Origin of the sequence: Phyllobacterium sp. SYP-B3895 (assembly GCF_009647635.1) — a bacterium.
Lineage (GTDB): Bacteria > Pseudomonadota > Alphaproteobacteria > Rhizobiales > Rhizobiaceae > Phyllobacterium > Phyllobacterium pellucidum.
In genome coordinates, this window is sequence record NZ_WJIG01000002.1 from 159,500 (window position 1) to 181,731 (window position 22,232).

Annotated in this window: 27 protein-coding genes and 1 pseudogene; 10 read left to right on the forward strand and 18 right to left on the reverse strand. The window is 57.1% G+C overall.

Annotated features, from left to right (window positions below; all coding sequences use genetic code 11):
* Window position 1 precedes the first annotated feature (1 nt).
* A complete protein-coding gene (locus GF108_RS07220) occupies window positions 2–922 on the forward strand; it encodes an ABC transporter permease (protein ID WP_172982585.1) in 921 nt (306 codons plus the stop codon).
* A 52-nt stretch (window positions 923–974) separates the two neighbouring features.
* The gene (locus tag GF108_RS07225; protein WP_153667451.1) at window positions 975–2,042 is read left to right on the forward strand and encodes a BMP family ABC transporter substrate-binding protein; all 1,068 of its coding nucleotides are present in this window, start codon (window positions 975–977) and stop codon (window positions 2,040–2,042) included.
* A 63-nt stretch (window positions 2,043–2,105) separates the two neighbouring features.
* Here GF108_RS07225 and bfr read toward each other — a convergent pair whose 3' ends face one another.
* The 7 genes from bfr to GF108_RS07255 all read right to left on the reverse strand — a co-directional run bounded on the left by bfr (window position 2,106) and on the right by GF108_RS07255 (window position 5,608).
* On the reverse strand, window positions 2,106–2,591 hold the full coding sequence (gene bfr / locus GF108_RS07230) for a bacterioferritin (RefSeq protein WP_027233257.1): 486 nt from the start codon (window positions 2,589–2,591) through the stop codon (window positions 2,106–2,108).
* The gene (locus tag GF108_RS22175) at window positions 2,557–2,868 is read right to left on the reverse strand and encodes a (2Fe-2S)-binding protein (protein ID WP_081815984.1); all 312 of its coding nucleotides are present in this window, start codon (window positions 2,866–2,868) and stop codon (window positions 2,557–2,559) included. Before GF108_RS22175 ends, bfr begins: the two co-directional genes overlap by 35 nt.
* 560 nt (window positions 2,869–3,428) lie before the next feature.
* A complete protein-coding gene (rirA, locus tag GF108_RS07235) occupies window positions 3,429–3,890 on the reverse strand; it encodes an iron-responsive transcriptional regulator RirA (RefSeq protein WP_153667452.1) in 462 nt (153 codons plus the stop codon).
* A gap of 188 nt (window positions 3,891–4,078) precedes the next feature.
* A complete protein-coding gene (locus GF108_RS07240; protein WP_027233260.1) occupies window positions 4,079–4,324 on the reverse strand; it encodes a hypothetical protein in 246 nt (81 codons plus the stop codon).
* 296 nt (window positions 4,325–4,620) lie between these two features.
* Window positions 4,621–4,851: a hypothetical protein gene (locus GF108_RS07245; RefSeq protein ID WP_036815271.1), complete on the reverse strand. Its 231-nt coding sequence runs from the start codon at window positions 4,849–4,851 to the stop codon at window positions 4,621–4,623.
* Window positions 4,852–4,965: 114 nt separating this feature from the next.
* Window positions 4,966–5,328 (reverse strand): putative quinol monooxygenase, encoded by a 363-nt coding sequence (locus GF108_RS07250; protein WP_153667453.1) that lies wholly within the window; start codon window positions 5,326–5,328, stop codon window positions 4,966–4,968.
* A gap of 100 nt (window positions 5,329–5,428) precedes the next feature.
* Window positions 5,429–5,608, reverse strand: a complete 180-nt coding sequence (locus GF108_RS07255) for a hypothetical protein (protein WP_153667454.1) — start codon at window positions 5,606–5,608, stop codon at window positions 5,429–5,431.
* Between the two features lie 193 nt (window positions 5,609–5,801).
* On the opposite strand from GF108_RS07255, the gene GF108_RS07260 reads away from it, so the two are divergent.
* Window positions 5,802–6,278, forward strand: coding sequence for a host attachment family protein (locus tag GF108_RS07260; RefSeq protein ID WP_246663885.1), 477 nt, complete (start codon window positions 5,802–5,804; stop codon window positions 6,276–6,278).
* A 260-nt stretch (window positions 6,279–6,538) separates the two neighbouring features.
* On the opposite strand, the gene GF108_RS07265 is transcribed toward GF108_RS07260, so the two are convergent.
* From GF108_RS07265 to GF108_RS07275, 3 genes are all read right to left on the reverse strand, one after another.
* Window positions 6,539–6,697, reverse strand: coding sequence for a hypothetical protein (locus GF108_RS07265; RefSeq protein ID WP_153667455.1), 159 nt, complete (start codon window positions 6,695–6,697; stop codon window positions 6,539–6,541).
* A 168-nt stretch (window positions 6,698–6,865) separates the two neighbouring features.
* Entirely contained in the window at window positions 6,866–7,954 is a 1,089-nt protein-coding gene (locus tag GF108_RS07270) for an alkene reductase (RefSeq protein WP_153667456.1), read from the reverse strand.
* 50 nt (window positions 7,955–8,004) lie between these two features.
* Window positions 8,005–8,148 (reverse strand): hypothetical protein, encoded by a 144-nt coding sequence (locus GF108_RS07275; protein ID WP_153667457.1) that lies wholly within the window; start codon window positions 8,146–8,148, stop codon window positions 8,005–8,007.
* Window positions 8,149–8,504: 356 nt separating this feature from the next.
* On the opposite strand from GF108_RS07275, the gene GF108_RS07280 reads away from it, so the two are divergent.
* Complete coding sequence (locus GF108_RS07280; RefSeq protein WP_153667458.1) at window positions 8,505–9,047, forward strand: flavin reductase family protein; 543 nt, start codon at window positions 8,505–8,507, stop codon at window positions 9,045–9,047.
* Between the two features lie 6 nt (window positions 9,048–9,053).
* On the opposite strand, the gene GF108_RS07285 is transcribed toward GF108_RS07280, so the two are convergent.
* The gene (locus GF108_RS07285; protein WP_027233266.1) at window positions 9,054–9,299 is read right to left on the reverse strand and encodes a hypothetical protein; all 246 of its coding nucleotides are present in this window, start codon (window positions 9,297–9,299) and stop codon (window positions 9,054–9,056) included.
* A 268-nt stretch (window positions 9,300–9,567) separates the two neighbouring features.
* Between GF108_RS07285 and GF108_RS22370 the strand changes: the two genes are divergently transcribed.
* The 4 genes and pseudogenes from GF108_RS22370 to GF108_RS07300 all read left to right on the forward strand — a co-directional run bounded on the left by GF108_RS22370 (window position 9,568) and on the right by GF108_RS07300 (window position 13,743).
* Window positions 9,568–10,056, forward strand: a complete 489-nt coding sequence (locus GF108_RS22370; RefSeq protein WP_246663886.1) for a hypothetical protein — start codon at window positions 9,568–9,570, stop codon at window positions 10,054–10,056.
* On the forward strand, window positions 10,053–12,134 hold the full coding sequence (locus GF108_RS07290) for an autotransporter outer membrane beta-barrel domain-containing protein (RefSeq protein WP_246663887.1): 2,082 nt from the start codon (window positions 10,053–10,055) through the stop codon (window positions 12,132–12,134). Before GF108_RS22370 ends, GF108_RS07290 begins: the two co-directional genes overlap by 4 nt.
* A gap of 259 nt (window positions 12,135–12,393) precedes the next feature.
* Window positions 12,394–12,765, forward strand: coding sequence for a hypothetical protein (locus GF108_RS07295; protein WP_091922856.1), 372 nt, complete (start codon window positions 12,394–12,396; stop codon window positions 12,763–12,765).
* Window positions 12,766–12,898: 133 nt separating this feature from the next.
* Window positions 12,899–13,743, forward strand: a pseudogene (locus GF108_RS07300) (alpha/beta fold hydrolase).
* On the opposite strand, the gene GF108_RS07305 reads toward GF108_RS07300, so the two are convergent.
* The 4 genes from GF108_RS07305 to GF108_RS07320 form a co-directional block, all read right to left on the reverse strand.
* Entirely contained in the window at window positions 13,744–15,456 is a 1,713-nt protein-coding gene (locus GF108_RS07305; protein WP_153667459.1) for an AMP-binding protein, read from the reverse strand.
* Between the two features lie 77 nt (window positions 15,457–15,533).
* Complete coding sequence (locus tag GF108_RS07310) at window positions 15,534–16,334, reverse strand: anti-sigma factor (protein WP_246663888.1); 801 nt, start codon at window positions 16,332–16,334, stop codon at window positions 15,534–15,536.
* Window positions 16,334–16,987: an RNA polymerase sigma factor gene (locus GF108_RS07315; RefSeq protein WP_153668208.1), complete on the reverse strand. Its 654-nt coding sequence runs from the start codon at window positions 16,985–16,987 to the stop codon at window positions 16,334–16,336. Before GF108_RS07315 ends, GF108_RS07310 begins: the two co-directional genes overlap by 1 nt.
* Window positions 16,988–17,027: 40 nt before the next feature.
* Entirely contained in the window at window positions 17,028–17,588 is a 561-nt protein-coding gene (locus GF108_RS07320; protein ID WP_091922850.1) for a M48 family metallopeptidase, read from the reverse strand.
* Window positions 17,589–17,909: 321 nt separating this feature from the next.
* Between GF108_RS07320 and GF108_RS07325 the strand changes: the two genes are divergently transcribed.
* Window positions 17,910–18,179 (forward strand): hypothetical protein, encoded by a 270-nt coding sequence (locus GF108_RS07325; protein WP_172982586.1) that lies wholly within the window; start codon window positions 17,910–17,912, stop codon window positions 18,177–18,179.
* 178 nt (window positions 18,180–18,357) lie between these two features.
* Window positions 18,358–19,818 (forward strand): DHA2 family efflux MFS transporter permease subunit, encoded by a 1,461-nt coding sequence (locus GF108_RS07330; protein WP_153667461.1) that lies wholly within the window; start codon window positions 18,358–18,360, stop codon window positions 19,816–19,818.
* Window positions 19,819–19,831: 13 nt separating this feature from the next.
* On the opposite strand, the gene GF108_RS07335 is transcribed toward GF108_RS07330, so the two are convergent.
* The 3 genes from GF108_RS07335 to GF108_RS07345 all read right to left on the reverse strand — a co-directional run bounded on the left by GF108_RS07335 (window position 19,832) and on the right by GF108_RS07345 (window position 22,007).
* Complete coding sequence (locus GF108_RS07335) at window positions 19,832–20,101, reverse strand: hypothetical protein (protein ID WP_153667462.1); 270 nt, start codon at window positions 20,099–20,101, stop codon at window positions 19,832–19,834.
* Window positions 20,102–20,230: 129 nt separating this feature from the next.
* The gene (locus GF108_RS07340; protein ID WP_153667463.1) at window positions 20,231–20,461 is read right to left on the reverse strand and encodes a hypothetical protein; all 231 of its coding nucleotides are present in this window, start codon (window positions 20,459–20,461) and stop codon (window positions 20,231–20,233) included.
* Between the two features lie 412 nt (window positions 20,462–20,873).
* Complete coding sequence (locus tag GF108_RS07345) at window positions 20,874–22,007, reverse strand: glycosyltransferase (protein WP_153667464.1); 1,134 nt, start codon at window positions 22,005–22,007, stop codon at window positions 20,874–20,876.
* Window positions 22,008–22,232 lie beyond the last annotated feature (225 nt).

Genomic DNA, 22,232 nt, shown 5'->3' on the forward strand with positions numbered 1-22,232 from the left:
GATGTCCATGTTCGAAGCCATTCTTCTAACGGTTGCGACTGCGGCGACGCCGCTCCTCATCGCCGCCCTCGGCGAACTTGTCGTCGAACGCTCCGGCGTACTTAATCTCGGCGTCGAGGGCATGATGATCATGGGCGCCGTCTGCGGCTTTGCGGTTGCCCAGACGACCGGATCCGCCTGGCTCGGCATGGGCGCGGCGATTTTGGCGGGCGCCGCCTTTTCGCTGCTCTTCGGGTTTCTTACGCTGACCCTTGTGACCAACCAGGTCGCAACCGGTCTCGCACTGACCCTGCTCGGCCTGGGCGCATCGGCGATGATCGGCGAAAGTTTTGTCGGCCTGCCCGGGGTCAAGATGGAATCGCTCTATATTCCCGGGCTGACCGATATTCCCTATGTCGGCAAGTTTCTCTTCGGCCAGGATCCGATCTTCTATATCTCAATCCTTCTGACGATCGCCGTCGTCTGGTTCCTGTTCAGGACCCGCGCAGGCCTCACATTGCGTGCTGTCGGCGACAACCACACCTCGGCGCATGCGCTTGGCGTTCCCGTTGTCCGCATCCGTTACCTGGCGGTTCTCTTCGGCGGCGCCTGTGCGGGGCTCGCCGGCGGCCAGCTGTCGCTGGTTTATGTGCCGCAATGGGTGGAGAACATGACGGCGGGGCGGGGCTGGATCGCGCTTGCGCTCGTTGTGTTTGCGTCGTGGCGGCCATGGCGGATTCTGGCGGGCGCCTATCTTTTTGGCGCGGTGAGCATCGGTCAGTTGCACGCGCAGGCGCTGGGTATCGGAATACCCTCCCAGTTCATGTCGTCGCTGCCCTACCTTGCGACAATCATCGTGCTCGTGCTGATCTCCAGAAACAAGCGGCTGACGCTGATGAATACCCCGACTTCGCTCGGCAAACCCTTCGTACCGGACCGCTAGGGCGGCCCCGGAAACGAAACTCGATATCGCATTAACAGAGAGGTGAACCTAAATGAAAAAATTGATGATGGCGCTGACTGTCGCCGCCAGCTTTGCATTGGCGGGTGCGGCGCACGCCGAGGACAAACTGAAAGTCGGATTTATCTATATCGGCCCCCCCGGTGATTTCGGATGGACCTACCAGCATGACCAGGGCCGCAAGCAGCTGGAAAAGGAACTCGGCGACAAGGTCGAGACGACCTTCCTCGAAAACGTACCGGAAGGTGCGGATGCCGAGCGTGCCATCGAGCGCCTCGCACGCGCCGGCAATCGGCTGATCTTCACGACATCGTTCGGCTACATGGATGCAACGAACAAGGTCGCGCAGAAATTCCCCAAGGTGAAATTCGAGCACGCAACCGGCTACAAGACCGCCGAGAATGTCGCTGTTTACAATTCTCGCTTCTATGAGGGGCGATATGTACAAGGCGTGATCGCCGCGAAAATGTCGAAGACGGGCGTTGCCGGCTATATCGGCTCGTTCCCAATTCCTGAAGTCGTGCAGGGCATCAATTCCTTCATGCTTGGCGCACAGTCGGTCAATCCGAACTTCAAGATCAAGGTTATCTGGGCCAATTCCTGGTTCGATCCGGCCAAGGAGGCTGATGCCGCCAAGGCGCTGGTCGATCAGGGCGTCGATATCATCACCCAGCACACGGACTCGACCGCGCCAATGCAGGTTGCGTCGGAGCGGAAGATCAAGGCGTTTGGCCAGGCATCGGACATGATAAAGTTCGGTCCGGAAACACAGCTCACGTCGATCGTCGATAATTGGGGTCCATATTACATCGAGCGCGCCAAGGCAGTGCTCGACGGCACCTGGAAGTCGCACAACGTATTCGAAGGCATGCATGAGGGCCTCGTCGTCATGGCGCCCTACACCAATATGCCTGACGACGTGAAGAAGCTGGCCGAGGAAACCCAGGCGAAGATCACATCCGGTGAACTGAAGCCGTTCACTGGCCCGATCAAGAAGCAGGACGGCAGCGAATGGCTGAAGGCAGGTGAAACCGCCGACGACAAGACCATTCTCAGCATGAATTTCTACGTTGCCGGCGTGGATGACCAGCTGCCGAAATGAGCTTTGTACGAAAAAAGAAAAGGGCGCCGCCGGCGCCCTTTTTTGTGTCCGGCAGAATTCTGATCAATCGACGTCGTTGGCCGAAGCAGCATTGAGCTGGCCGTAGCGCTCGACGCCGATTGCGTTCAACAGATCGATCTGGGTCTCGAGGAAGTCGACATGACCTTCCTCATCCTTCAGGAGTTCGTCAAAAAGCTCCTTGGAGACATAGTCGCCGAGCTGATCGCAGATTTCGCGCGATTTCTTGTAGGATTTGACCGCATCATATTCGCCAGCAAGGTCGGCTTCGAGCACTTCCTTGATGTTCTGGCCAATGCGCAGGGCGCCGATAGACTGCAGGTTGGGATGGCCTTCGAGGAAAATGATGCGCTGGATGATCTTGTCCGCGTGGTGCATTTCCTCGATGGATTCTTCACGCTCTTTCTTGGCGAGCTTGGTGTAGCCCCAATCGTCAAGCAGGCGATAGTGAAGCCAATATTGATTCACGGCCCCCAGTTCGAGGAACAAAGCTTCGTTAAGCCGCTCGATGACCTTTATGTCGCCCTTCATGTCGTGAACTCCCGTATTGGTGACGCAATTCCCGAACACGGTCGATGAATGAAACTGCAACAGAATCATCCGAACCATGGCGGAGGTGATATTCTTCCGTCACCTTTATGATAGTTTCAACGACGTTTGGGAAGCAGCCACAGCAGCGTCCCCGCTTCTTCATGGCATGGTAAACCTTTGCAGGAACAACGAGTTGCCACGGATCGGCGTCGAGAAGTTCAATGATAGTATTCTCGACTTCCTTCTGGGTAATGATGTTGCAATGGCAAACTAGCATTTCGGGTCGACGCCGTATTCTTGAGAAGAAAGGGTCCCGGCCTTCGACACCAAATTGGCATCAAAGCTTAAATAAGCTATTGAAATAAAAGCGTTTTGTACGCAGAGACCTGAAAATACTGTCCCGAAAACGGGGGATACTATCGAACCAGACAATGGTTCCTCCAATCGCAAGGGTTCAAGGCCCAAACATCAAAGGTCATGCGTCACCGTAACGCTTGGTACATAAAACCGGCTATCGGGATAACTGTCAAATCTATGTGGTGAGATTATGTCATGTTTTCAAGTAGTTAGAATAGTTCTAAACTAGACAAATAACCTAACCAATTCAATCAGGTTAAACCACCAGTGGTCATTTGCACCGCAAATTCCCGGCGAAATCCGGTTATGTGTCAAAACGTCTCATGCGCCTTAACTATAGGCTTCTTCACTGTTGAAGGTCCGACACAGCATGCCCGGCAAAACCCAATACCGGGTCGCGCTCACGCAGAATCGGTCGCTCGGGCGCACGACAGGTGCGCTCCCGCGTAAAGACGCAATGCTGGATGAAAAACCGCGCGGCTAGCTTGCCGCCGCCAGTCGCTTCTCGATGACGTCGATACCGAGGAGTGCGCGCACGTCGCGCTTGTCCACGATATCTTCGATCGTATATTGTGCGAGGACTTCGAAGAAAGCGTTGAGCGCCTTGCGCAGCGCGGAATTCAGGCCACAGCTGTCGATCAATGGGCAGTCGGCGCCATCATTGTCGAAGCATTCCGCCATAGAGAAATTCTCTTCGGTCACCCGAACCACGTCGAAGAGGGTGATGTCCTTCGCGGGTTTGCCGAGCTTCACGCCGCCATTGCGGCCGCGTACGGTCTCGATAAAACCGTTCTCGACCAGCGGCTGGAGGATCTTGAAAAGAAAGAGCTCTGAGACTGTGTATGCTTGTGCGATCTCGCCGATCCGGCTCAGATTGCCCTCGTTGGCAGCACAATACATGAGAATGCGGATTGCATAATTCGTCTGTCTTGTCAGGCGCATCGGATTACTTCTCTTTCAACCTGAGCCAGGGACCGGTGCTGAACTATCGAATAAAACCGACAGCTGGCAGCGTCACGGATTCAGGCATGCACTTTGAATCTGAGCCGCAGTTTAGAATTATTCTTGATAAAGTAAACGATAATATGAAGCCCGGTTTCATATTATGCGCGAACCGAGAATCGGGCGCGTTACCGCACGAGTACGACGACCGAGGCCGTGATCAGTGCGGTCGTGACGAGCAGCAACAATCCGTAAAGACGGGGCTTGTCGAACAGGACCGCAAAACCGGCGGACCATGCCACCACCGCAGCGCCCAAGGCATAAAGAAAACCTGCCTTGTGGGCCCAGGCAATATGAACAGCCATGAGGCCACCGATAATCAGGGCGCCAAACACAACCATGATGGCCAGAGCGTACTTCTCAAAATTGTCCATTCAAGGAACCCACTCTCAATACAAGCTCGAGACGGCCCGCTGGCGTCGAAACTGGACGGCGGCCGATAGCCAGACCTTCATAGACCGTTCGCACCCTCGAAGGCAATCGGATACGCCGAAGGACGCGGATTGCAGTAAACATGTGTGCGATAGGCAACAAAAAAGGCCGGGAATTCCCGACCTTTCCGAATTCGCCTCGATACCAGTGCCAGTACATCCGTGGTCAAAAGCAGAAGCGAATTTCTGGAACTTAAATAGGTAGGTGGATGCCGATATACAAGGGCAGCCCCGTCCGCTTATTTCCAGCAGCCATTGTTCTGGCCGTTTAGATTGTGAGAATCGATATCAATCCCGGCAGCAAAGTCGTTCTTGGCAAGATAGACCGCGGTTTCAGGCTTGAGGCGGATCTTGTTCCAGCCGGCGCAACTCGAATTGTGAGCGGGCGGCTGGCTCATCCAGCGCATGGCGCCGCAATTGGTTACCGCGAACGCGCAGGGCAAAAGGAGGGCCAGGCTCAGTTTCTTCATGTTTCGTACTTTCGACGCGTTGTCAGAGCGCGTGCAATCGAGAATGTCCGCGCCCTGATCGCATAATTCGGACGCGGCTGAAATTGGACCTTCGGGTAATGAGCGCGCTTCCACTCAATCATCATTGCTGGCGTTGAGTTCTTGCGGCCTCAACCCCTCGGCAGCCCGCGCAGTGAGGGATTGTGCCAGTATCAAACGGCGCGATTTGAGAAGCGGTGCGTTCATTGCCTGCAGCTTGGGCATGCGCGGATTGTTCTCGTGCGCCGTAACCGCCGCCTCGTTTGCGTAAAGTTCGTTGACGATCACCCTGTTCGGGATCGGCGTTCCGTCGCGTTCGATCGGCTTGATCACTTCAAATCGCAAGCAACCCGCTTCCTCTTCGAGGGTCCTGCGGGCATGTTCACGAATAATCGCAGTAAATTCCTCTTCGCAGCCGTCATTGGTTTCGAATTCGACGATAATAGTAAGTGCAGTCATAAAATTGATCTCTCCCATGCATTTCGAGGCTAACAGCCGTTATTCAACAAATCCAGACGCAAGGCCAATGGAGCTGCATTAACCAACGGCTTTTCTGACGTCAGCGCCTTCTCGTGACGAAAAACAGGACGCCTCCTAAGATCATTGTCAAGAGACCGATATAGAGCCAGCGCGTCTGCCCCACCATGAAGCTCCCGCCGAGGATGCTCAGTCCCTGCAGCGCCCAGATACCTCCCATGATCACAAGGAGAACGGAAGCGATCGAAAGGACGATCTTCATTGCGTTACATTCCTTTTCAAATGCTTAGGGGTGCCAAGTGGAAAGACTTTCGGAAAAAAAGCAGGAACTTTCCGCTGCCGCAACCCGTTGACCAACGTCCTCGCCGCACCACCACCAGGCATCAGCTAAAGAACTCGCTTGGTCATTGTGCACATTTCCAACCACACGAAACTCCAGTAAAAAGGAATTTCAGATGACAACATATCAGTCGGAGTCCGCGATGGTGAAGGTCATTTTGAACCGCCAGACCTGGGTTCTGGTTGCCGACGGAGAAAAGGCACTTTTTCTGCGCAACAAGAACGATATGAACAATGTTCAGCTTGGCATTATTCACCAGTTGAGCCAGCCCAATCCGGCTACACGCGAGCAGGGCACCGACAAGCCCGGGCGATTTTCCAGCGGACCCGGCCTTGGCCGTGCGGCCGTCGACGACACTGATTGGCATGAAATGGCCAAGAAACGCTTTGCCAAGGAAATCGCTCACACGCTTTATGCCCACGCTCACAAGGGTGAATTTGAGAAACTCGTCATCGTCGCGCCTCCGCTTATGCTGGGAGAGATGCGTCAGGAGTTCCACAAGGAAGTCTCGGACCGGGTGGTGGCCGAAATCCCCAAGACCCTGACAAACCATTCGACGACAGATATTCAGGCCATCGTAGAAGAGAATTAAGTATCAGGTCGTTGGGTAGAGCGGCGGTGGACGGCAAGGTTAATGCGCCTTCGATCAAGCTCTTCCTACACAAGCAAAACCCCTGCCTTGACGGTAGGGGTTTCGCGGGTTGAGGCTTGATTTGGCTCTAGCAAACTGGATTCTGGATAAAAATATCGCGCATCGTTTCAGTGCGGCTCAGGCTCAAGGCACCGCTACACTCAACTTGCGTAGATGCTACCACAAGTATCGCGAATTTCAAGAAATAGATGCCGATAACGTTATTTCGACGAACGTTTCAGGCGCTCTACTTCTTCTTCCAGATGTTTAATTCGTTCTTCCAAGGCATTGATTGCCTTAAAGACAGCAACGCCCATGCCTTTGAAATCACCGCTATGGATCGCGGCTTCGATCGCATGTCTGGCATTTTCAATCGACATCTCTACCTCCACTCGTGCCGGGGACGGTACATGCAGAAAGCCCAATCCTCAAGGGGCATGAGGATTGGGCCATGTTGGCTTGTGGGTTAGCCAAGGGCTGGTTTGGGGGAACCAGTACAATCAAAACGCTAGATTGGGAATTTGGTTCCGAATTTTCTAAAAAATCTGCTAATCGGTCACTGCGCTCAAGGGCGGGTAATCGGTGTAGCCTCCTTCACCGGGCGTGTAGAACGTGGATTTGTCTGCTGCACTAAGATCGGCGCTCAGTCGCCACCGTTCCGGAAGATCGGGGTTGGCAATGAAGGCCTCGCCGACGGCAACGAGGTCAGCCGCGCCAGAGGCGAGTACGTTTTCTGCGTCAGCGCGCCCATAGCCACCGGCAACAATAAGCGTTCCGCCGAATGCATCGCGAATGCCTGGCAATGTCCGCGGTTGGCCGGACGATTGCACGATTGGCTCGACGATGTGAAGGTAGGCCAGTCCGAGCGGATCGAGCAACGCGGCGATCCCGGCGAAATGCCCCGTTGGATCGCTGTCGCTCATTCCCTGGTAGGTGTTTGTCGGGGATAGACGGACGCCAACGCGGGCGGCCGGCCAATGCATCTGGGTTGCAGCGATGATCTCGATGAGAATGCGAGTCCGGTTACTGACCGAGCCGCCGTAACGATCGGTCCGGATATTGCTGCCGTCGCGCAAGAATTGATCGATCAGGTAGCCATTGGCGCCATGGATCTCGATACCGTCGAAACCTGCTGAGCGCGCCCGTCTTGCAGCGGCCGCAAACTCGGCGACGATCGTGCCTATTTCCGGTATTTCGAGCGCGCGCGGTGTCGCGTAAGGCTCGGGACCTGTCAACGTGTAGACAGTCCCGGATGCGGCGAGTGCCGATGGTCCCACCGGTTGCCTGCCATCAAGCAATTGCGAAGGATGGGCCGTGCGTCCCATATGCGACAATTGGGCAAAGATCTTTCCACCGGCCGCGTGAACGGCATCGGTCACCAGGCGCCAGCCGGCCTCCTGGGCTGAATTGGTGAGCCCCGGTCTCGTCGGAACGTCGATTGTGCTGAACGGATCGACTTCGATCGATTCCGAAACGATCAATCCGGCGCCGGCGCGCTGGCGGTAATAAAGGGCGTTGAGTTCGCTGGGGATCTTGCCGTGCAGCGCACGGCGGCGCGTCATCGGAGCCATGACGATGCGGTTGGAGAGTGAAAGGTCGCCGAAAGTCATCGGCGCAAACAGGCATGTAGCAGACATTGTCACATCGGGAATGAATTAATGAGGCGAAGGAAAATTCGAGCGGATGATCAGGCTGGCAACAGGTTGAACAGGATCGCCAGGTGGAAAGCGACTGCCGTTGCGAAAAGCAGGATACCGGGCGCGCTTTCCCGGACAAGCCGGCGAGGGGGCCGGCCCAGGGTTGTGCGCTGGGCGAAGTCGATGGAGGCCATGAGGACCGATTCTCCGTTTGGTCGTATGGCTATCTTGACGGATTGGTTACACGATTAACACGATAGAGATTACGATTTGAGGCTGTCCTCCGGTAGGGTTTTGCGCCCAACCCCTGTTCGGTAGGATTAAATTTCGTCTGAACCCTCCAAGCCAAAAGCGGATATCTCTACCACAACAGTCGTCTAAAGCGTCTGACTAGATTGGATTTCTCCAAAGTGTCGGGATGGGCAAAACAAAATCGCCAAATGGTTGTATCCGGCGCAAAGCAAAAGCTGGCTGTCCGGGTGCCTGGTGTGGTGCAATTGCCGCACGACCTACATTCGCGGATCCGCGACCAACCTATGATGAGGAAAGTATGTCCGTATTTTATTCGGGAGCGGGCGCGGCCCGCCGCGAGCTTTCCGTTGAACCAGACCTGTTCAAGGATTCCATGCGGCATCTCGCCGGTGCCGTGAGCGTCGTAACCGTCGGTCGCGGCAACGACCGAACCGGATTTACCGCAACATCGGTTTCATCACTGGCGGTCGATCCCGCTTCGGTGATTGTCAGTCTCAATCGCGATTCGTCCTCCTGGCCGGTGCTGCAGCGCCACGGCACGTTTTGCGTGAACGTTCTCGCCCACGATCAACGCCACGTGGCCGAGAGTTTTTCCGGACGCGGCGGGCGAAAGGGGATCGACCGCTACAAGGATGCCGAGTGGCTGGAACTTTCGACGGGCACCTTGGCGCTCGCTCATGCCCTGACGGTGCTCGATTGCGAACTTGATGACGCGATCGAACGGCATTCGCATGGCATTCTGATCGGTAGGGTAAGAGCGGTCACACTGCGCGCAAATGCCGAACCGCTGCTCTACTGGCATGGCGCCTATCGTCAGATCGCGCCGCAGTCCCGGAAATGAGAGGCGTCAAGTAACGATTGCGGTTATCGAACAGCCGATGAGCGCGACCGATACAAATAGAATAAGCCCGTAAAGGCGCGGCTGATCGAAGATTACAGCAAAGCCAAGGAAGAAGGCGGAGCACCCCGAAGCAAGTGCGAACAGAAAGGCCGGCTTATCGCCGGTCGCAATCGCGAACGCCATCAGGCCGGCTACGATCAGCGCCCCGAAGACAATAAAAATCCAGGTTGCGAAGGTTTCGTAGCGGTCCATCTTCGGTACTCCAGCATTCAACGGCATTCTGATCATTCCAATTACAACGAAACATGCTGTGTCAGTCAAATCAATCGATGGAGGCCAAAACGTGACCCAAAGAATGTGCCGTCGCACAATTGCGCCATATTTGTCACAGCGCAGCACGAACTGAAACCTGCGGTTGTAGAGTGTGCCGGTGAAATATAGGTTGGGTCTGGAGCGTTCTTCCAAAGAGCCAGCATAGCAATCGAGCTATGCCAGCTACTGCTGTCAGGTGAGGGGAAGCATGAAGTTTCATGGTGTACGCACACGACTTCTCTGGCCCTCCATCATTTCAGTTCCCACCATTCTATTAGCGGGCCAATCGGCACAGGCGGCTTGTGTCCTCATTCCAAATCCCGGCAACAATACTTATACGTGCGACAGCGGTGTTGGCGGACCACTGATCGATACGGGCGGCAACAACACCCTCATCATGCCGGTTCGCGGAACGGGGTTTATCAACGGTCCGGTCGTATTCGGCGCGGGCGCGGATTCGGTCTTCATCGAATCGGGCACCATACAGGGCAACCTCGACACTGGTGCAGGCAATGACACCGTCGAACTGAGGGGAGGCTTCGTCAACGGAACGATAACCCAGGGCGCCGGCGTCGACACGTTCAAGATGACCGGGGCACCGTTCAGCGCGTCGAGCAAGGCAGCGAGCTCGACACGGCTGTCGTCTCTGGCGGAAGAATCATCGGGCAGTTTTTTGCGGGTGACTTTTTCACGATGACGGGGGGGCAGATCGGGGAGGTCAATCTCGAACAGGCCAACAATGAAATGCGCATGTCGGGGGGCACGATCGACCGGTTTGTGATCGCCGCGCAGGGGCGCGACCTTTTGATATTATCAGGCGGTTCTATCGGTACCTTCGTAGACCTTGGTATTGGTGATAACCGCGTTTTCGTTTCGGGTGGATCGATCGGCAGCACGTTGACGACCGGGACTGGAAATGACCAGTTCACCTGGACCTCAGCAGGCACGATCGGCGGTGCCATAAGTCTCGGCGGCGGCAATGACACCGGAACGCTGCAAAACCTGACCGACGCTGTGCTTTCTTCAACGCCGTTGCTTGACGGCAGTGCGGGCACCGACAGCCTCACATTCGCGAACACCACCGCGACCACATCCGCTCGCTATGTGAACTGTGAAAATGTGGCTCTAACTGCGGGCTCAGTATTCACGCTCGACAGCACGTTCATTCTTGGCGACAGCGGCACGGGCACGGGCAGTTTCTCGATAGACGACAGCAGTACGCTCCTTGCTGGCAACGGCGTCAATGTAGCGATCGCGCCTTTCGATGGTATCCGGCCTGTTTCGCTCACCAATGCCGGCGTCATCGATCTTACCAATGGCACCAGCGGAGCAACGGATACGTTCACTGTCATCGGCAATTATACCGGCAGCGGCGGCGCCATTCGCCTGCAGACGGTCCTCGGTGACGACACTTCACCCGCCGACAAACTTGTTATTTCGGGCGGCGCAGCAAGCGGGACGACAGGGCTCGCGGTCACGAACCTAAACGGAACGGGTGCAGCGACCCGGCAGGATGGTATCCTGGTCGTGCAGGCGATCAACGGTGCGACCACGGCCGGGACGGCGTTCGGATTAAGCAATGGGGTGGCTGCCGGCGCCTTTGAGTATGCGCTCTTTAGAGGTGGCGTTTCGGCAGGATCGGGTGAAAACTGGTACTTGCGCTCGGCGATCCTTCCAGGCACGGAACCGGCGCCGCCGATCGATCCCGATCCCGCCGTCGAAGAACCGGGAGAGGAAATCATCCTGCCGCCGGCACCGGGAGTCGAACCGCCCACGCCAGGCGCAACGCCCATCGTTGCCGATGATCCAACCGAGGCCATCCCGCTCTATCGTATCGAGGTTCCGACCTATTCGGTCGTCCCGCCGGCAGTGCGGGAAACCGCGCTCGCCACGCTCGGAACTTTCCACGAACGGCGCGGCGATCAGAGTATCGCTACGTCGAATTCGAATTTTTCCGCAGGTTGGGGCAGGGCTTTTGGCCAATCGACCGATCAAAGCTGGAACGGTACTGTCAATCCCTCTGTCGACGGACATCTTTACGGTATTCAAGCCGGCCTCGATATCCTTGGCCATGAAAGCAATGGCGGACATTATGACATGGCCGGACTGTTCTTCGGCTATTCCAACTTCGACGCCGACGTAAAGGGCGAAGCCGTCGGCTGGAAAAATCTCCAGGTCGGTTCGATGAATGTCGATACCACCAGCTTTGGCGGCTATTGGACCCATATTGGCCCGTCCGGCTGGTATGTCGATGCGGTGCTGATGGGCTCGTGGTTCAATGGAGATTCTACATCTTCGCGCGATATTGGCGTTGATATCGACGGAACGGGCATCACGGCCTCGCTCGAGGGCGGCTATCCATTCGCGCTCACGCAGAGCTGGAATATCGAGCCGGAAGCGCAACTGATCTGGCAGCATTTGTCGCTCGACGACCAGTCCGATGCCTTTTCCGATGTATCGTTCGACACCGACGATGGGTATATCGGCCGCGTCGGGTTCCGCCTGCAGGGCAAATACGAGACCGCCTCTGGCCTGTTCCAGCCCTATCTGAAGGCCAATCTCTGGCACAATTTCAGCGGGACGGATTCTGTTCTGTTCGGCACGGACGCGATCAATACCGAGCTCGAATCAACGTCGCTCGAACTTGGCGCTGGCGTAACCCACGATTTCACCAAGAATGTCAGCGCCTTCGCCGTTGCCGATTACACATTCGACGTCGATGGCCCCCATCAAGAGATTGTCGAGGGCAACATCGGCCTGCGGGTAAAGTGGTAAGACATTTCCGGCTCGTCTAGGGTGCTGCTATTTCGCAAGGCCCTCTGAATAATAGCGCCGTTTCGCGTGTTCAAAGGCATGTGGGAGGAACGGCCGACCGTCGCAAGGCGTTATAGCAGGTGACCCATCCCGCGCGTCAACTGCCTCAATTCCGATCAGAATTTGGCGCATTGTTTGAACAGAGGCGAGCGGCTTGGTTCGCCAAGAAAACGGGCTCTGCCGACATTCTGCCGGCAACCCTGAAGAGGGAGTACATAAAATGCGGACTATACTCGTAGCAATGGGAATACTTGCAGCCACGAGCCTGTCTGTCTTCGCTGCAGAACCGGTGAAGATGATGGATACGAAGATGGGGAAGGTTATGACAACCCCCAAGGGCATGACGCTTTATACGTTCGACAAGGATGCAAAGGGCAAATCCAACTGTGATGCGAAATGCCTGAAGAACTGGCCGGCTTTCCACGCCGATACCGGTGCCAAGGCGGAAGGCGAGTGGTCGCTCGTCAAGGACGCTGACGGCAAGGAAATGTGGGCCTATGATGGCAAGCCGCTCTACATGTTTGCCAAGGACAAGAAGGCCGGCGATATGAGCGGCGAAGGCGTCGGTGGCGTTTGGCACGTCGCCAAATAAGATCAAATTCTGTGAGAATGAGGAAGGCGGCTCTGACGGGCCGCCTTTTGCTTTTCACGCTGTGATTGCAAGCGCATGATAAACATGCTGATCTTCAACCTGAAGTATTGTTGCGACAATCAGGAGGACAATCATGCACTTCAAGTCGTTGATCTACTCTCTTGCAGTTCTTTTCGCTCTCGCCACCAGTGTTTTCGCCGCGGAACGGTGGGAACAGCTTCCCGAGCCGCAACCGATGCCGAAGGCAGACAAGAGCGGCACGGCCCGGTAAATGGAATCGAGATGTATTACGCCGTTTACGGCAAGGGACCGCCGGTCCTGCTGATTCATGGCGGCCTCGGCTATGCCGATATCTGGGGTGCGCAAGTGGCCGATCTTTCCAAGGACCACATGGTCATCGTCGCTGAAAGCCGCGGACACGGGCGCTCGACGCGCACCGCCGATCCCTATAGCTACGACCTCATGGCTTCCGACTACGTCGCCCTTCTGGATTATCTCAAGGTCGACAAGGCGGCGATCGTTGGCTGGAGCGACGGCGGTATCATCGGCATCGACATTGCCATGAAGCATCCCGAGAAGCTGACGAAGGTCTTTGCCCAGGCGGCAAATACGAAGGTCGACGGTGTGAAGCCGGATGTCATGCAGAACAAAACGTTTGCCGGCTACATAGATCGCGCGGGGCAGGTCTATAAGAAGATTTCGCCGACGCCGGACCAGTACGACGCCTTTGTCGAGCAGATCAGCGGCATGTGGGCAAGCCAGCCGAACTGGACCGACGACGATCTGAAAAAGATCAAGACGCCCATTGCCATCGTGCTTGGCGATCATGACGAGGCCATCACTCGCGAGCATACCGATTACATGGCCAAGACCATACCCGGCGCGAAGCTGATCATTCTCGACAATGCCAGCGACTTCGCCATGGTCCAGGATCCGGAAGGCTACAACAAGGCCGTCCGTGACTTCATCGACAATTGATCAAGCGGTCTTTTGTTCTTCGACGCCGAGCTCATCCGCCATTTGTCGGCGGATGAGGAATTTCTGGATCTTGCCGGTCACCGTTAGCGGAAACGCTTCAACGAAACGGAGGTAGCGCGGCACCTTGTAATGCGCGATCTGTCCTTGGCAGAACATGCGGATTTCCTCCTCGGTTCCCGTCTCGCCGGCCTTCAGGATAATCCAGGCACATAGTTCCTCGCCGTATTTCAGGTCGGGAACACCGACGACGGTCACATCCTTCACCTTTACGTGGCGGAACAAAAATTCCTCGACCTCGCGCGGATAGATATTCTCGCCGCCACGAACCACCATGTCCTTCTGACGGCCGACTATGTTGCCATAACCTTCTTCGTCAATGGTCGCGAGATCGCCGGTGTGCATCCAGCCATCCGCATCAATGGCCTCAGCGGTTTTCTCCGCATCGTCCCAATAACCGATCATGACCGAGTAGCCCCGGGTGCAAAGCTCGCCAGGGATGCCGCGCGACACGGTGTTGCCGTCCGTGTCGATTACCTTGCATTCAAGATGCGGCTGGACACGCCCGATCGTCGAAACGCGGCGCGACACCGGGTCTTCGGCCGAACTCTGAAAGCTGACCGGGCTCGTTTCGGTCATGCCGTAGGCGATCGTGACGTCGCGCATGTGCATGCGCTCGATTACCTGCTTCATGATCTCGATCGGGCAGGGCGAGCCTGCCATGCAGCCGGTGCGCAAGGAGGAGAGGTCGAACCTTTCGAATTCCGGGTGGCCGAGTTCGGCGATGAACATCGTCGGCACGCCGTAAAGCGCGGTGCAACGCTCCGTCTCGACCGCCTGCAGCACGGCGAGCGCATCGAACCCCTCGGAAGGGTAGACCATGGTTGCACCATGCGCGACGCAGCCGAGATTGGCCATGACCATGCCGAAGCAGTGATAAAGCGGCACCGGTATGCAGAGGCGGTCACCGGGGCAAAGACCCACGCTGCGGCCGACAAAGAACCCGTTATTGAGAATATTGCGGTGGGAAAGCGTTGCGCCCTTTGGCAGACCTGTGGTTCCGCTGGTGAATTGGATATTGACGGCGTCCTTCGAACTGATGGCCCTGTGCCGACGTTCCAGTTCTTCGTGGTGTTCTCTTTCTGCAAATGCGGGCACGGCGTCGAAGGCAAGCCAACCCGGACGCTTTCCTTCACCGATACTGATCACGTGCCGCAGATGCGGCAATTTCGTTGAAACGATCGCATGTCCCGCACGAATTTCCGGTGCTAGCGTTTCCACCATTTCCGCATATTCGCTGGTCTTGAAACGCTCGGGGGCAACTAGCGCCTTGACGCCGACCTTGTTCAGCGTGAATTCGAGTTCCGACAGGCGATAGGCCGGATTGATGTTGACGAGGATCAAGCCGGCTCGGGCGGCGGCAAACTGCGTCACGGTCCATTCGGCGCGGTTGGGAGACCAGATGCCGATCCTCTCGCCTGGCTCCATGCCAAGCGCGATCAGCCCGGCCGCAAACGCGTCCGCCCTTGCCTTGAGCTCACGATATGTCAGGCGAACGCCCTGTTGCACGGCGACGAGAGCATCGTTATTCCCCCAGCGCTCTACCGCATCATCGAGCGCCTGCGATATGGTCTTGTCGAGAAGCGGCGGCTCGTTTGGGCCGCGCACGTGGCTCAAACGCAAATCGTCGCCCGCGAAGGCTGCAGCCGGGCTCATGACGTTCCTCCCAAGGTCAACGGCACAGACCCGGTAGACTAGCCGAAAGCCGAGAAAATACCCACGCTGATTTTCGCTCAGGCGCTGATGGCGGTGCGTAGCTTTTCGGCAAGCCCGCTCAACTGATCGACCGGATTGCGACCGACGAGCATATAGCCATGGGCGGCATCGGCCCAGTAGACCACATTCATGCCATAGCGCTTTTCGACCTGCGGCGCGGAGGCTCCGCGTGCAGACTTGACGATGCACAGTGCAAGCGGTCCGTGCTCCGGATCAAGAAACGCAAGCTGGCCAAGCGGCCTGCCGTCATATTGCAGAAGCTGCGCGCGCTTGAGCGGTATATCGGGAAGCGCCAAAGCGGAGGCAGGCAATTGAAGGCCAAGCCAGTCGCTTATCAACTGCAATTGCGCTGTCTGTACTCCCGGATCGTTTGCCAGATCCGCCAGCGTATCGGCGGTATAGAGACTGAGGTATTCGGCGACGACCGAGCGCCATTCCGAACCGTCTGCTTCCTCGTGATCGTCCTTGATGCGCAGATAGGCGCGGTCGATCGCGACGCCGACAAAAACAGATGCAACTGCTGCAGCGAGCAAACCACGGCGTGTCCAGTTTTGGCCCCTTGGCTCGGCAGCATTAGGTGAGGGCAGGCGCGCAAGTATCGCTTCTAAATCGGAAGCAGGTGCGTTTTCCAACAGCGGAACGAACGCGTCGTAGAATGGCATCTCGCTGCGCGAAAGGAATTCATAGCGCGCAGCCACCTCAGGATCGCTCTCGACCAGGGCTCCGATACGCCGCCGTTCCTCGCCAGTGAGTTCGCCATCGAGGAAAGCAACCAATAGTTCGTCGGAGGGCATTTCAGGGTGCTTGTGTTCGCTCATCAACTGCCCCCTTTCGTCCGTCTGGCAACCGCGTCCTCGTCCATGTTCTCGGCAAGTTTCGCCCGAGCAGCAGCAAGGCGGCTCATGACCGTGCCAATCGGAACATCCAGCACATCGGCAACTTCGCGGTAGGAGAGGCCCTCGACATAGGCAAGAAACACGGCCGTTCTTTGCGCTTCGGGCAGGGCATTGACCTTGCGCAAAACCTGATTGGCCATGACATGGGTTTCGGTATCCTGTTCACCGTCGAATGTCAGCGTCAGGTCCGCATCAACGAAGCCGTTGCCCATGCGAATGCGGCGCGAGCGCACTTCGTTCAGCCAGATTGAATGCAGGATGGAAAACAACCAGCGGTCGAGGCGCGTGCCGCTGGTAAACTGGTTCGCCCGCTCGAGTGCACGCACGCACGTTGCCTGCACAAGGTCGTCGGCCACGTCGCGCTGACGTGACAGCACGATCCCATAGCGCCAGAGCCGAGCGAGGTGCTGGCTCAAACTCGCCCTGATTTCGTGTTCGCTCGCGATGATTGCCTCCGCGCCAGCTCGTTCTTTGCGAACGTCGGGCAGCGATGATGCGCCCGTGTCCGGGCGACTATAAGCATAAAGTTGAAGATGAGCGACAGGCACTTTGTGCTCCTTTGGTGAACCCGGCATGCCGCTCATGCTGTTTTCCTAAAGCCGTGCGTGATCGGGATCAGATTTTAGAGGGCTTTTCGATTGCCTCGTGCAGGTCGCGATATTCTTCACAACTCGTCCCGCAGATCGATTTGATCGTCGTCAACTGTTCCTTGGCGAGGTCAATCTGGCCCTTGATGACATAGGCTTCGCCGAGATATTCGCGAACTTTCGCGTATTTCGGATCGAGCGCGACCGACTTCTTGTACCAGGAGATGCCCTCATCGGTACGGCCGAGCTTGCGTGTCGCATAGCCGCGATAGTTGAGCGCCTCCTTGGTGTTCGGATCCTTCAATGTATCGAGCATGTCGAGCGCTTCCTGGTAGCGGCCGGCCTTGGCCAGCGTATAGGCATACTCGGTGCGGTCTTCGTCCGGAACATTGCTGGTGGTCTTGTCGACGCATTTCTTCGACTTCTTTTCGTAAACCTTGCCCTTGGGGCAGGTCGGCGTCGTTGCTGCATCGTCGCTGCCTCCGCCTCCCGCGGCGAGGCTTGCGCCAGGAAGCATCGCGATCGCAAGTCCGGCGCCAAGCAGGGCGGCAGGCGCCTGCCGGTAGAGTGTGTTGAAGATGTTGCTCATGAGATCAGTCTCCGCTGGAAGGGAACGTGCGACCTAAAGAACACTTGGAGAGGTGGTTTATTCGAAGTGCCCCCGCAGTATTCGGCGAAGCACCCCTTTGCAATTCGATTTCAGAACCGCTCCGCTCGCGGGAATCGCTTGCTCCATTCGTGGCGAATTTTGATCGGATATACGTTCCGGGCGTTGTCGCAACCTTGTAGATTAAGGAGGATCACAAGCTCCTCAACCTCACGAAAACACATGAACTGCAGAACGGCTGAACCCATGACCTCCGATATTGCCAGCGCCCCGCTCGTGCAATCATTGCTCGCAGGACTCGACATGCGTTCAAACAAAGCGCGTGAGCAAGAACGCGCACCGCGAAAAGTCGTATCTGCCGTCGAGCGTGCGAGCAAACATGTCGAAGCGGCAAGACGCGCTGCTGACGCGAGCCTGGCGCGGGCCAAGGCGGCGCCCCGACCGCACGAGATCACCAATCCCGTCTTTGTCGCGTTGTTCGACGCACATCAGCAGGACCGGGAAGCGCTCTTTGCCGCCATGCGCGCGCTCGACGCGGCGCGGACAGACGAGTCCGCCGACGATCTGGTTTGAGCGTCGGTGCTCTGCGCACGATTTTGTTACCGAAGCCTGGAGCGGATTTCAAAAAACACTATGGCCTTCGCAGCCGCGCGCTAATATATCAATTCCGTTCCTGCGAGCCCCAGCGCGTCTTCCAAGCCGTTGAGCCGTCGCGGAGCAATCGGTCCCAATCGAAAGAGCTGTCTTAAAAATGTCGGATCAGACTTGTCATGTTGCCGCGACCTCCCAAGGCGCGCTCCAGAGACCGGCGCCGAACTTCCGTATCATTGCGATGATCATTGCCAGTGCCATGTTCATGGAGCAACTCGATGCTACGGTGCTTGCGACGGCGCTGCCGACAATGGCGCGTGATTTCGGCGTCAGCGCGCCGGCGATGAGCATCGCGCTCACATCTTATCTTTTGAGCCTTGCCATCTTCATACCGGCGAGCGGCCGGGTTGCCGACCGGTTCGGATCCCGCACCGTTTTCCGCACGGCTATCGGCGTATTCATCCTGGGTTCTGTCCTATGCGCCTTCGCGCCGAATCTCACTTTTCTCGTCTTTGCGCGACTGGTGCAGGGCCTTGGCGGCGCCATGATGATGCCGGTGGGCCGCCTGGTGCTGATGCGCAGCGTCGAGCGCAAGAATCTCGTCCAGGCCATGTCGTGGTTGCTGGTACCGGCCCTGATCGGCCCGATCCTCGGTCCGCCTGTTGGCGGCTTGATCGTGACCTACCTCGACTGGCGCTGGATTTTCTACATCAACGTCCCGATTGGCATATTGGGCTTCATCCTCGTCAGCCTGTTCATAGAAGACTTCAAGGGCGAAGCGCGGGGACCCTTTGACTGGACCGGCCTAGTCCTTTCCGGAATATCGCTCGGCTCCCTGCTTTTCGGCTTCGAAATGGCAAGCCGCAGTGGCGAGGTCGGCCTTGCGGCGTCGCTGGTCGCAGTCGGCGCAATGGCCGGCGTTGCCTATCTGCGTCATGCACGGCGGCACCCGTCGCCCATTCTCGATTTTTCGCTGATGCGCATTCCGAGCTTCAGCGCCTCGGTGGTCGCGGGATCGCTGACCCGTATTACACAGGGCGCGCAACCGTTCCTGCTGCCGCTGATGTTGCAGCTTGGCTTCAACCTCTCCGCCGCATCGGCCGGCGCGATCGTCATCGCGACGGCACTCGGGTCGATGACGATGAAGGCGGTTGCACCAAAGATCCTGAGGCAGTTCGGCTTCCGCAACAGCCTCATCGTCAACGGCATAATCTCGACATTCGGCTACGCGCTGTGCGCGGCGTTCCGGCCGGATTGGCCGCTGCCGCTGATCTTCGTCATTCTCTATTTCTGCGGCTTCTTCATGTCGTTTCAGTTCACGGCTTATAATACGGTCGCCTATGACGAGATCGGACGAGATCAGATGAGTTCGGCGACCAGTTTCTATACGACGTTCCAGCAGCTGATGCTGTCGCTGGGCATTTGTGTCGGCGCGCTGGCGCTGCACGGATCAATGCTTGCGCGCGACCACGATGTGCCGGAACTCGGCGACTTCTCGGTCGCCTTCGTTATCGTCACGGCGATTTCCATTACCGCAACGGTCTGGAACATGCGGTTCTCAAATTCCGCGGGCGCCGATATTAGCGGGCATCAGGTAAAGACAACGCCGCGAAAGGCGTGATCATCCGTCGTGATCATCCATCGATGGTGAGAGAAATGACGCTGTTGTGATGGGTCTTGCAGACGAAGGGCGTGTTGCCGTTGGCCTTGCCCTGGATCGTCATCCACATGCCCTTGCCGAAATTGGTGGTGACCGCGGAAGCAGCGGGCGGTGTGAGCCCCTTTTTCTGGAGCGCTGCGCTACAGGCGGCGATTGATCGCGGCTTGTTGGCCGATTCACCCGGCATCGGTGCGCTGACAATGAAGCCGCAAACCGGGACGATGAAGATGAGATAGCTTTTCACGATTCCCTCCCCAAAGAATGTGACCAGTAGGGGAGTGTTTACGCTTATTGCGGATGGACAGCCATCCAGCCAAAATCTCTAGCTCGAATGAATGGGTCTTCTGGACGGGAGTGCAGATACCTCAGCCGCTCAGGCCGCTTCAGCCATCTGCACCAGGCGGTAGAGTTCGCGCTCAAGCGTTGCAATATCGGCAGCGTGTAGCGTGCGCCCGCCATGGTGGAGCAGGAAGACCGCGCCACTTTTTTCTATGCAGCAAAGACCGTCGGCATAGACATAGCCTTCACCATCGCACAGGCCTACAGCGAAAAGATCGTCGCAGTAATCACGCGATTCTACGAACTCTTCGAAGCTCAGTTTCATTCCGGTCATCCTTCAAGACGCCAATGTCAGAGATCGGATTTTGAGCCGATTCGCCTGAAATGCCTAGAAGGTGACGCGTTTGACCCCAATATTTGCGCTTGCAGGGCCGAAGTCAGCTAGATGTGGAGCAAGCCCAGCGTTACGCCGAGGCTGAGGCCGATTGTGAATACGGTGAAGCAATTGAAAGCTGTCAGGCGCATGAGGTTTTTCCCCCGTCATTATTATTCGATCGCCAATCATCCAACAGATCGGCCATGCTGACAATCGCCCTAAAAGGATGAAGCGCTGCGCGATGCGCCCCGCCTGGCTTCACGCCCCGTCCGTTCGCCTGTAGTGGGCTGATTTTCGACCAAGGCAGGCGGCGACGAGTATGGGGAAGCCTTGGCAACCCATCGAGATATTGGCCATTCTCTCAGGACGACAAGATCCGCCTGGGCTCAGATACCGAAAGCTCCGCTATTTGTCCTTGCAGGATTTTTTCGACCTCGATTGCAATGCGCGCGGGATCGCTCAACGTCACGGCCCGATAGCGTCCGTTCTCGGCGTTGGCATCATCCGCCTGATCGATGGCCTCAATGACCGCGGAACCCAACCGCTCGGGATCGTGCTCGGCGATCAGGAACCCGTAGCGCCTGTCGGTAATCACTTCGCCGAGACCGCCGTGCATCACGGAAGCAACGACCGGGATGCCGTAGGTCATCGCCTCGACCGGCGTATTGCCGAAGGCATCCCAATCGGAATTGAACAGCAGGACATCCAGGCTGAGATAGAAGTCGCGCATATCCGCAATCCAGCCGAGCCAATGGATCCGGTCGGCGATACCGAGTTCCTGCGCCAGCGTCTGCAGCTTCTCCTTCTCGGGGCCAGAACCCGCGATGGCGAAACGCACGTCCGGCTGTTTTGCGGCAACGACCGCGGCTGTTCGCAAGAACACGTCAAACCGCTTGCGATCGATAAGCCAGCCGGCATTGCCCACTATTTTGGCTTGTGGCGGCAACCCGTACCGTCGCCGTGCGGCCGCCTTATCCTCCGCTGATGCCTTTTCCGGCACCGCCAGCGGATTGCGGATCGTGCGGGTGATGGATTTGACAGACGGGACGATGGTTGCGGCCTCGAGCCGTACAAAATCCGACGGGTAGCTGATTGCATCGAACCGACGCTTTGCCAAACCATAGAAAAGCTTCCATTGCCAATCGGGCCGCACCGAATGGTGGAAATGCATCGCGAGGAGGCGGCGACCGCGCGCAATGCCGCCCAGCGCCAGCATTGCCAGGAGATTGCTTCCTGTCATCATCAGGGCATCTGCCCGCTCGCGCCGCAGGATCCGGTAAAGCGTGGGCAGGCTGCGCCAACCCAGGGCGCCCCGATACTCCATCCCGACCGCTTCGATGCCGGACTTGTCCAAATGCTCCTTGAGGGCACCGAGCGGATTGAGCGATATGACTTTAATCTCGTGGCCGCGATCCTGAAGGCATTGCATCAGCCGCAGCGAAGCCTGCTCCATGCCACCGAGTTCAGTGCACTGAATGATATTGAGAATGCGCATATCCTTGCCCCGATCGGACAGCGCCCACACTGCGAGCACTATTTGTTAGAGGCGATGATCTTATTCCTCGGCAACAAATGAAAGTTATCCATCTGGATGAACTCCGCGAACCATTCACTGGTTGTATAAAATAAGCAATCCGATGCGTAATCCTAATTGGGTACGGGACAGAATCGAAGAACAAGTGCCTAATATCGCCCAAAGCCGCAAAGGCAAAAGGGGGGC

Coding starts and splice junctions, on each gene's coding strand:
- GF108_RS22175 (WP_081815984.1), bottom strand. CDS start 2,868: ATGCTAGTTTGCCATTGCAACATCATTACCCAGAAGGAAGTCGAGAAT.
- GF108_RS22370 (WP_246663886.1), top strand. CDS start 9,568: ATGAAGTTTCATGGTGTACGCACACGACTTCTCTGGCCCTCCATCATT.
- GF108_RS07240 (WP_027233260.1), bottom strand. CDS start 4,324: ATGGACAATTTTGAGAAGTACGCTCTGGCCATCATGGTTGTGTTTGGC.
- GF108_RS07280 (WP_153667458.1), top strand. CDS start 8,505: ATGTCCGTATTTTATTCGGGAGCGGGCGCGGCCCGCCGCGAGCTTTCC.
- GF108_RS07270 (WP_153667456.1), bottom strand. CDS start 7,954: ATGTCTGCTACATGCCTGTTTGCGCCGATGACTTTCGGCGACCTTTCA.
- GF108_RS07225 (WP_153667451.1), top strand. CDS start 975: ATGAAAAAATTGATGATGGCGCTGACTGTCGCCGCCAGCTTTGCATTG.
- GF108_RS07320 (WP_091922850.1), bottom strand. CDS start 17,588: ATGAGCAACATCTTCAACACACTCTACCGGCAGGCGCCTGCCGCCCTG.
- GF108_RS07255 (WP_153667454.1), bottom strand. CDS start 5,608: ATGAAGATCGTCCTTTCGATCGCTTCCGTTCTCCTTGTGATCATGGGA.
- GF108_RS07290 (WP_246663887.1), top strand. CDS start 10,053: ATGACGGGGGGGCAGATCGGGGAGGTCAATCTCGAACAGGCCAACAAT.
- GF108_RS07345 (WP_153667464.1), bottom strand. CDS start 22,007: ATGCGCATTCTCAATATCATTCAGTGCACTGAACTCGGTGGCATGGAG.
- bfr (WP_027233257.1), bottom strand. CDS start 2,591: ATGAAGGGCGACATAAAGGTCATCGAGCGGCTTAACGAAGCTTTGTTC.
- GF108_RS07295 (WP_091922856.1), top strand. CDS start 12,394: ATGCGGACTATACTCGTAGCAATGGGAATACTTGCAGCCACGAGCCTG.
- rirA (WP_153667452.1), bottom strand. CDS start 3,890: ATGCGCCTGACAAGACAGACGAATTATGCAATCCGCATTCTCATGTAT.
- GF108_RS07305 (WP_153667459.1), bottom strand. CDS start 15,456: ATGAGCCCGGCTGCAGCCTTCGCGGGCGACGATTTGCGTTTGAGCCAC.
- GF108_RS07285 (WP_027233266.1), bottom strand. CDS start 9,299: ATGGACCGCTACGAAACCTTCGCAACCTGGATTTTTATTGTCTTCGGG.
- GF108_RS07245 (WP_036815271.1), bottom strand. CDS start 4,851: ATGAAGAAACTGAGCCTGGCCCTCCTTTTGCCCTGCGCGTTCGCGGTA.
- GF108_RS07310 (WP_246663888.1), bottom strand. CDS start 16,334: ATGAGCGAACACAAGCACCCTGAAATGCCCTCCGACGAACTATTGGTT.
- GF108_RS07250 (WP_153667453.1), bottom strand. CDS start 5,328: ATGACTGCACTTACTATTATCGTCGAATTCGAAACCAATGACGGCTGC.
- GF108_RS07260 (WP_246663885.1), top strand. CDS start 5,802: ATGACAACATATCAGTCGGAGTCCGCGATGGTGAAGGTCATTTTGAAC.
- GF108_RS07315 (WP_153668208.1), bottom strand. CDS start 16,987: ATGCCGGGTTCACCAAAGGAGCACAAAGTGCCTGTCGCTCATCTTCAA.
- GF108_RS07325 (WP_172982586.1), top strand. CDS start 17,910: ATGCGTTCAAACAAAGCGCGTGAGCAAGAACGCGCACCGCGAAAAGTC.
- GF108_RS07330 (WP_153667461.1), top strand. CDS start 18,358: ATGTCGGATCAGACTTGTCATGTTGCCGCGACCTCCCAAGGCGCGCTC.
- GF108_RS07265 (WP_153667455.1), bottom strand. CDS start 6,697: ATGTCGATTGAAAATGCCAGACATGCGATCGAAGCCGCGATCCATAGC.
- GF108_RS07340 (WP_153667463.1), bottom strand. CDS start 20,461: ATGAAACTGAGCTTCGAAGAGTTCGTAGAATCGCGTGATTACTGCGAC.
- GF108_RS07275 (WP_153667457.1), bottom strand. CDS start 8,148: ATGGCCTCCATCGACTTCGCCCAGCGCACAACCCTGGGCCGGCCCCCT.
- GF108_RS07220 (WP_172982585.1), top strand. CDS start 2: ATGTCCATGTTCGAAGCCATTCTTCTAACGGTTGCGACTGCGGCGACG.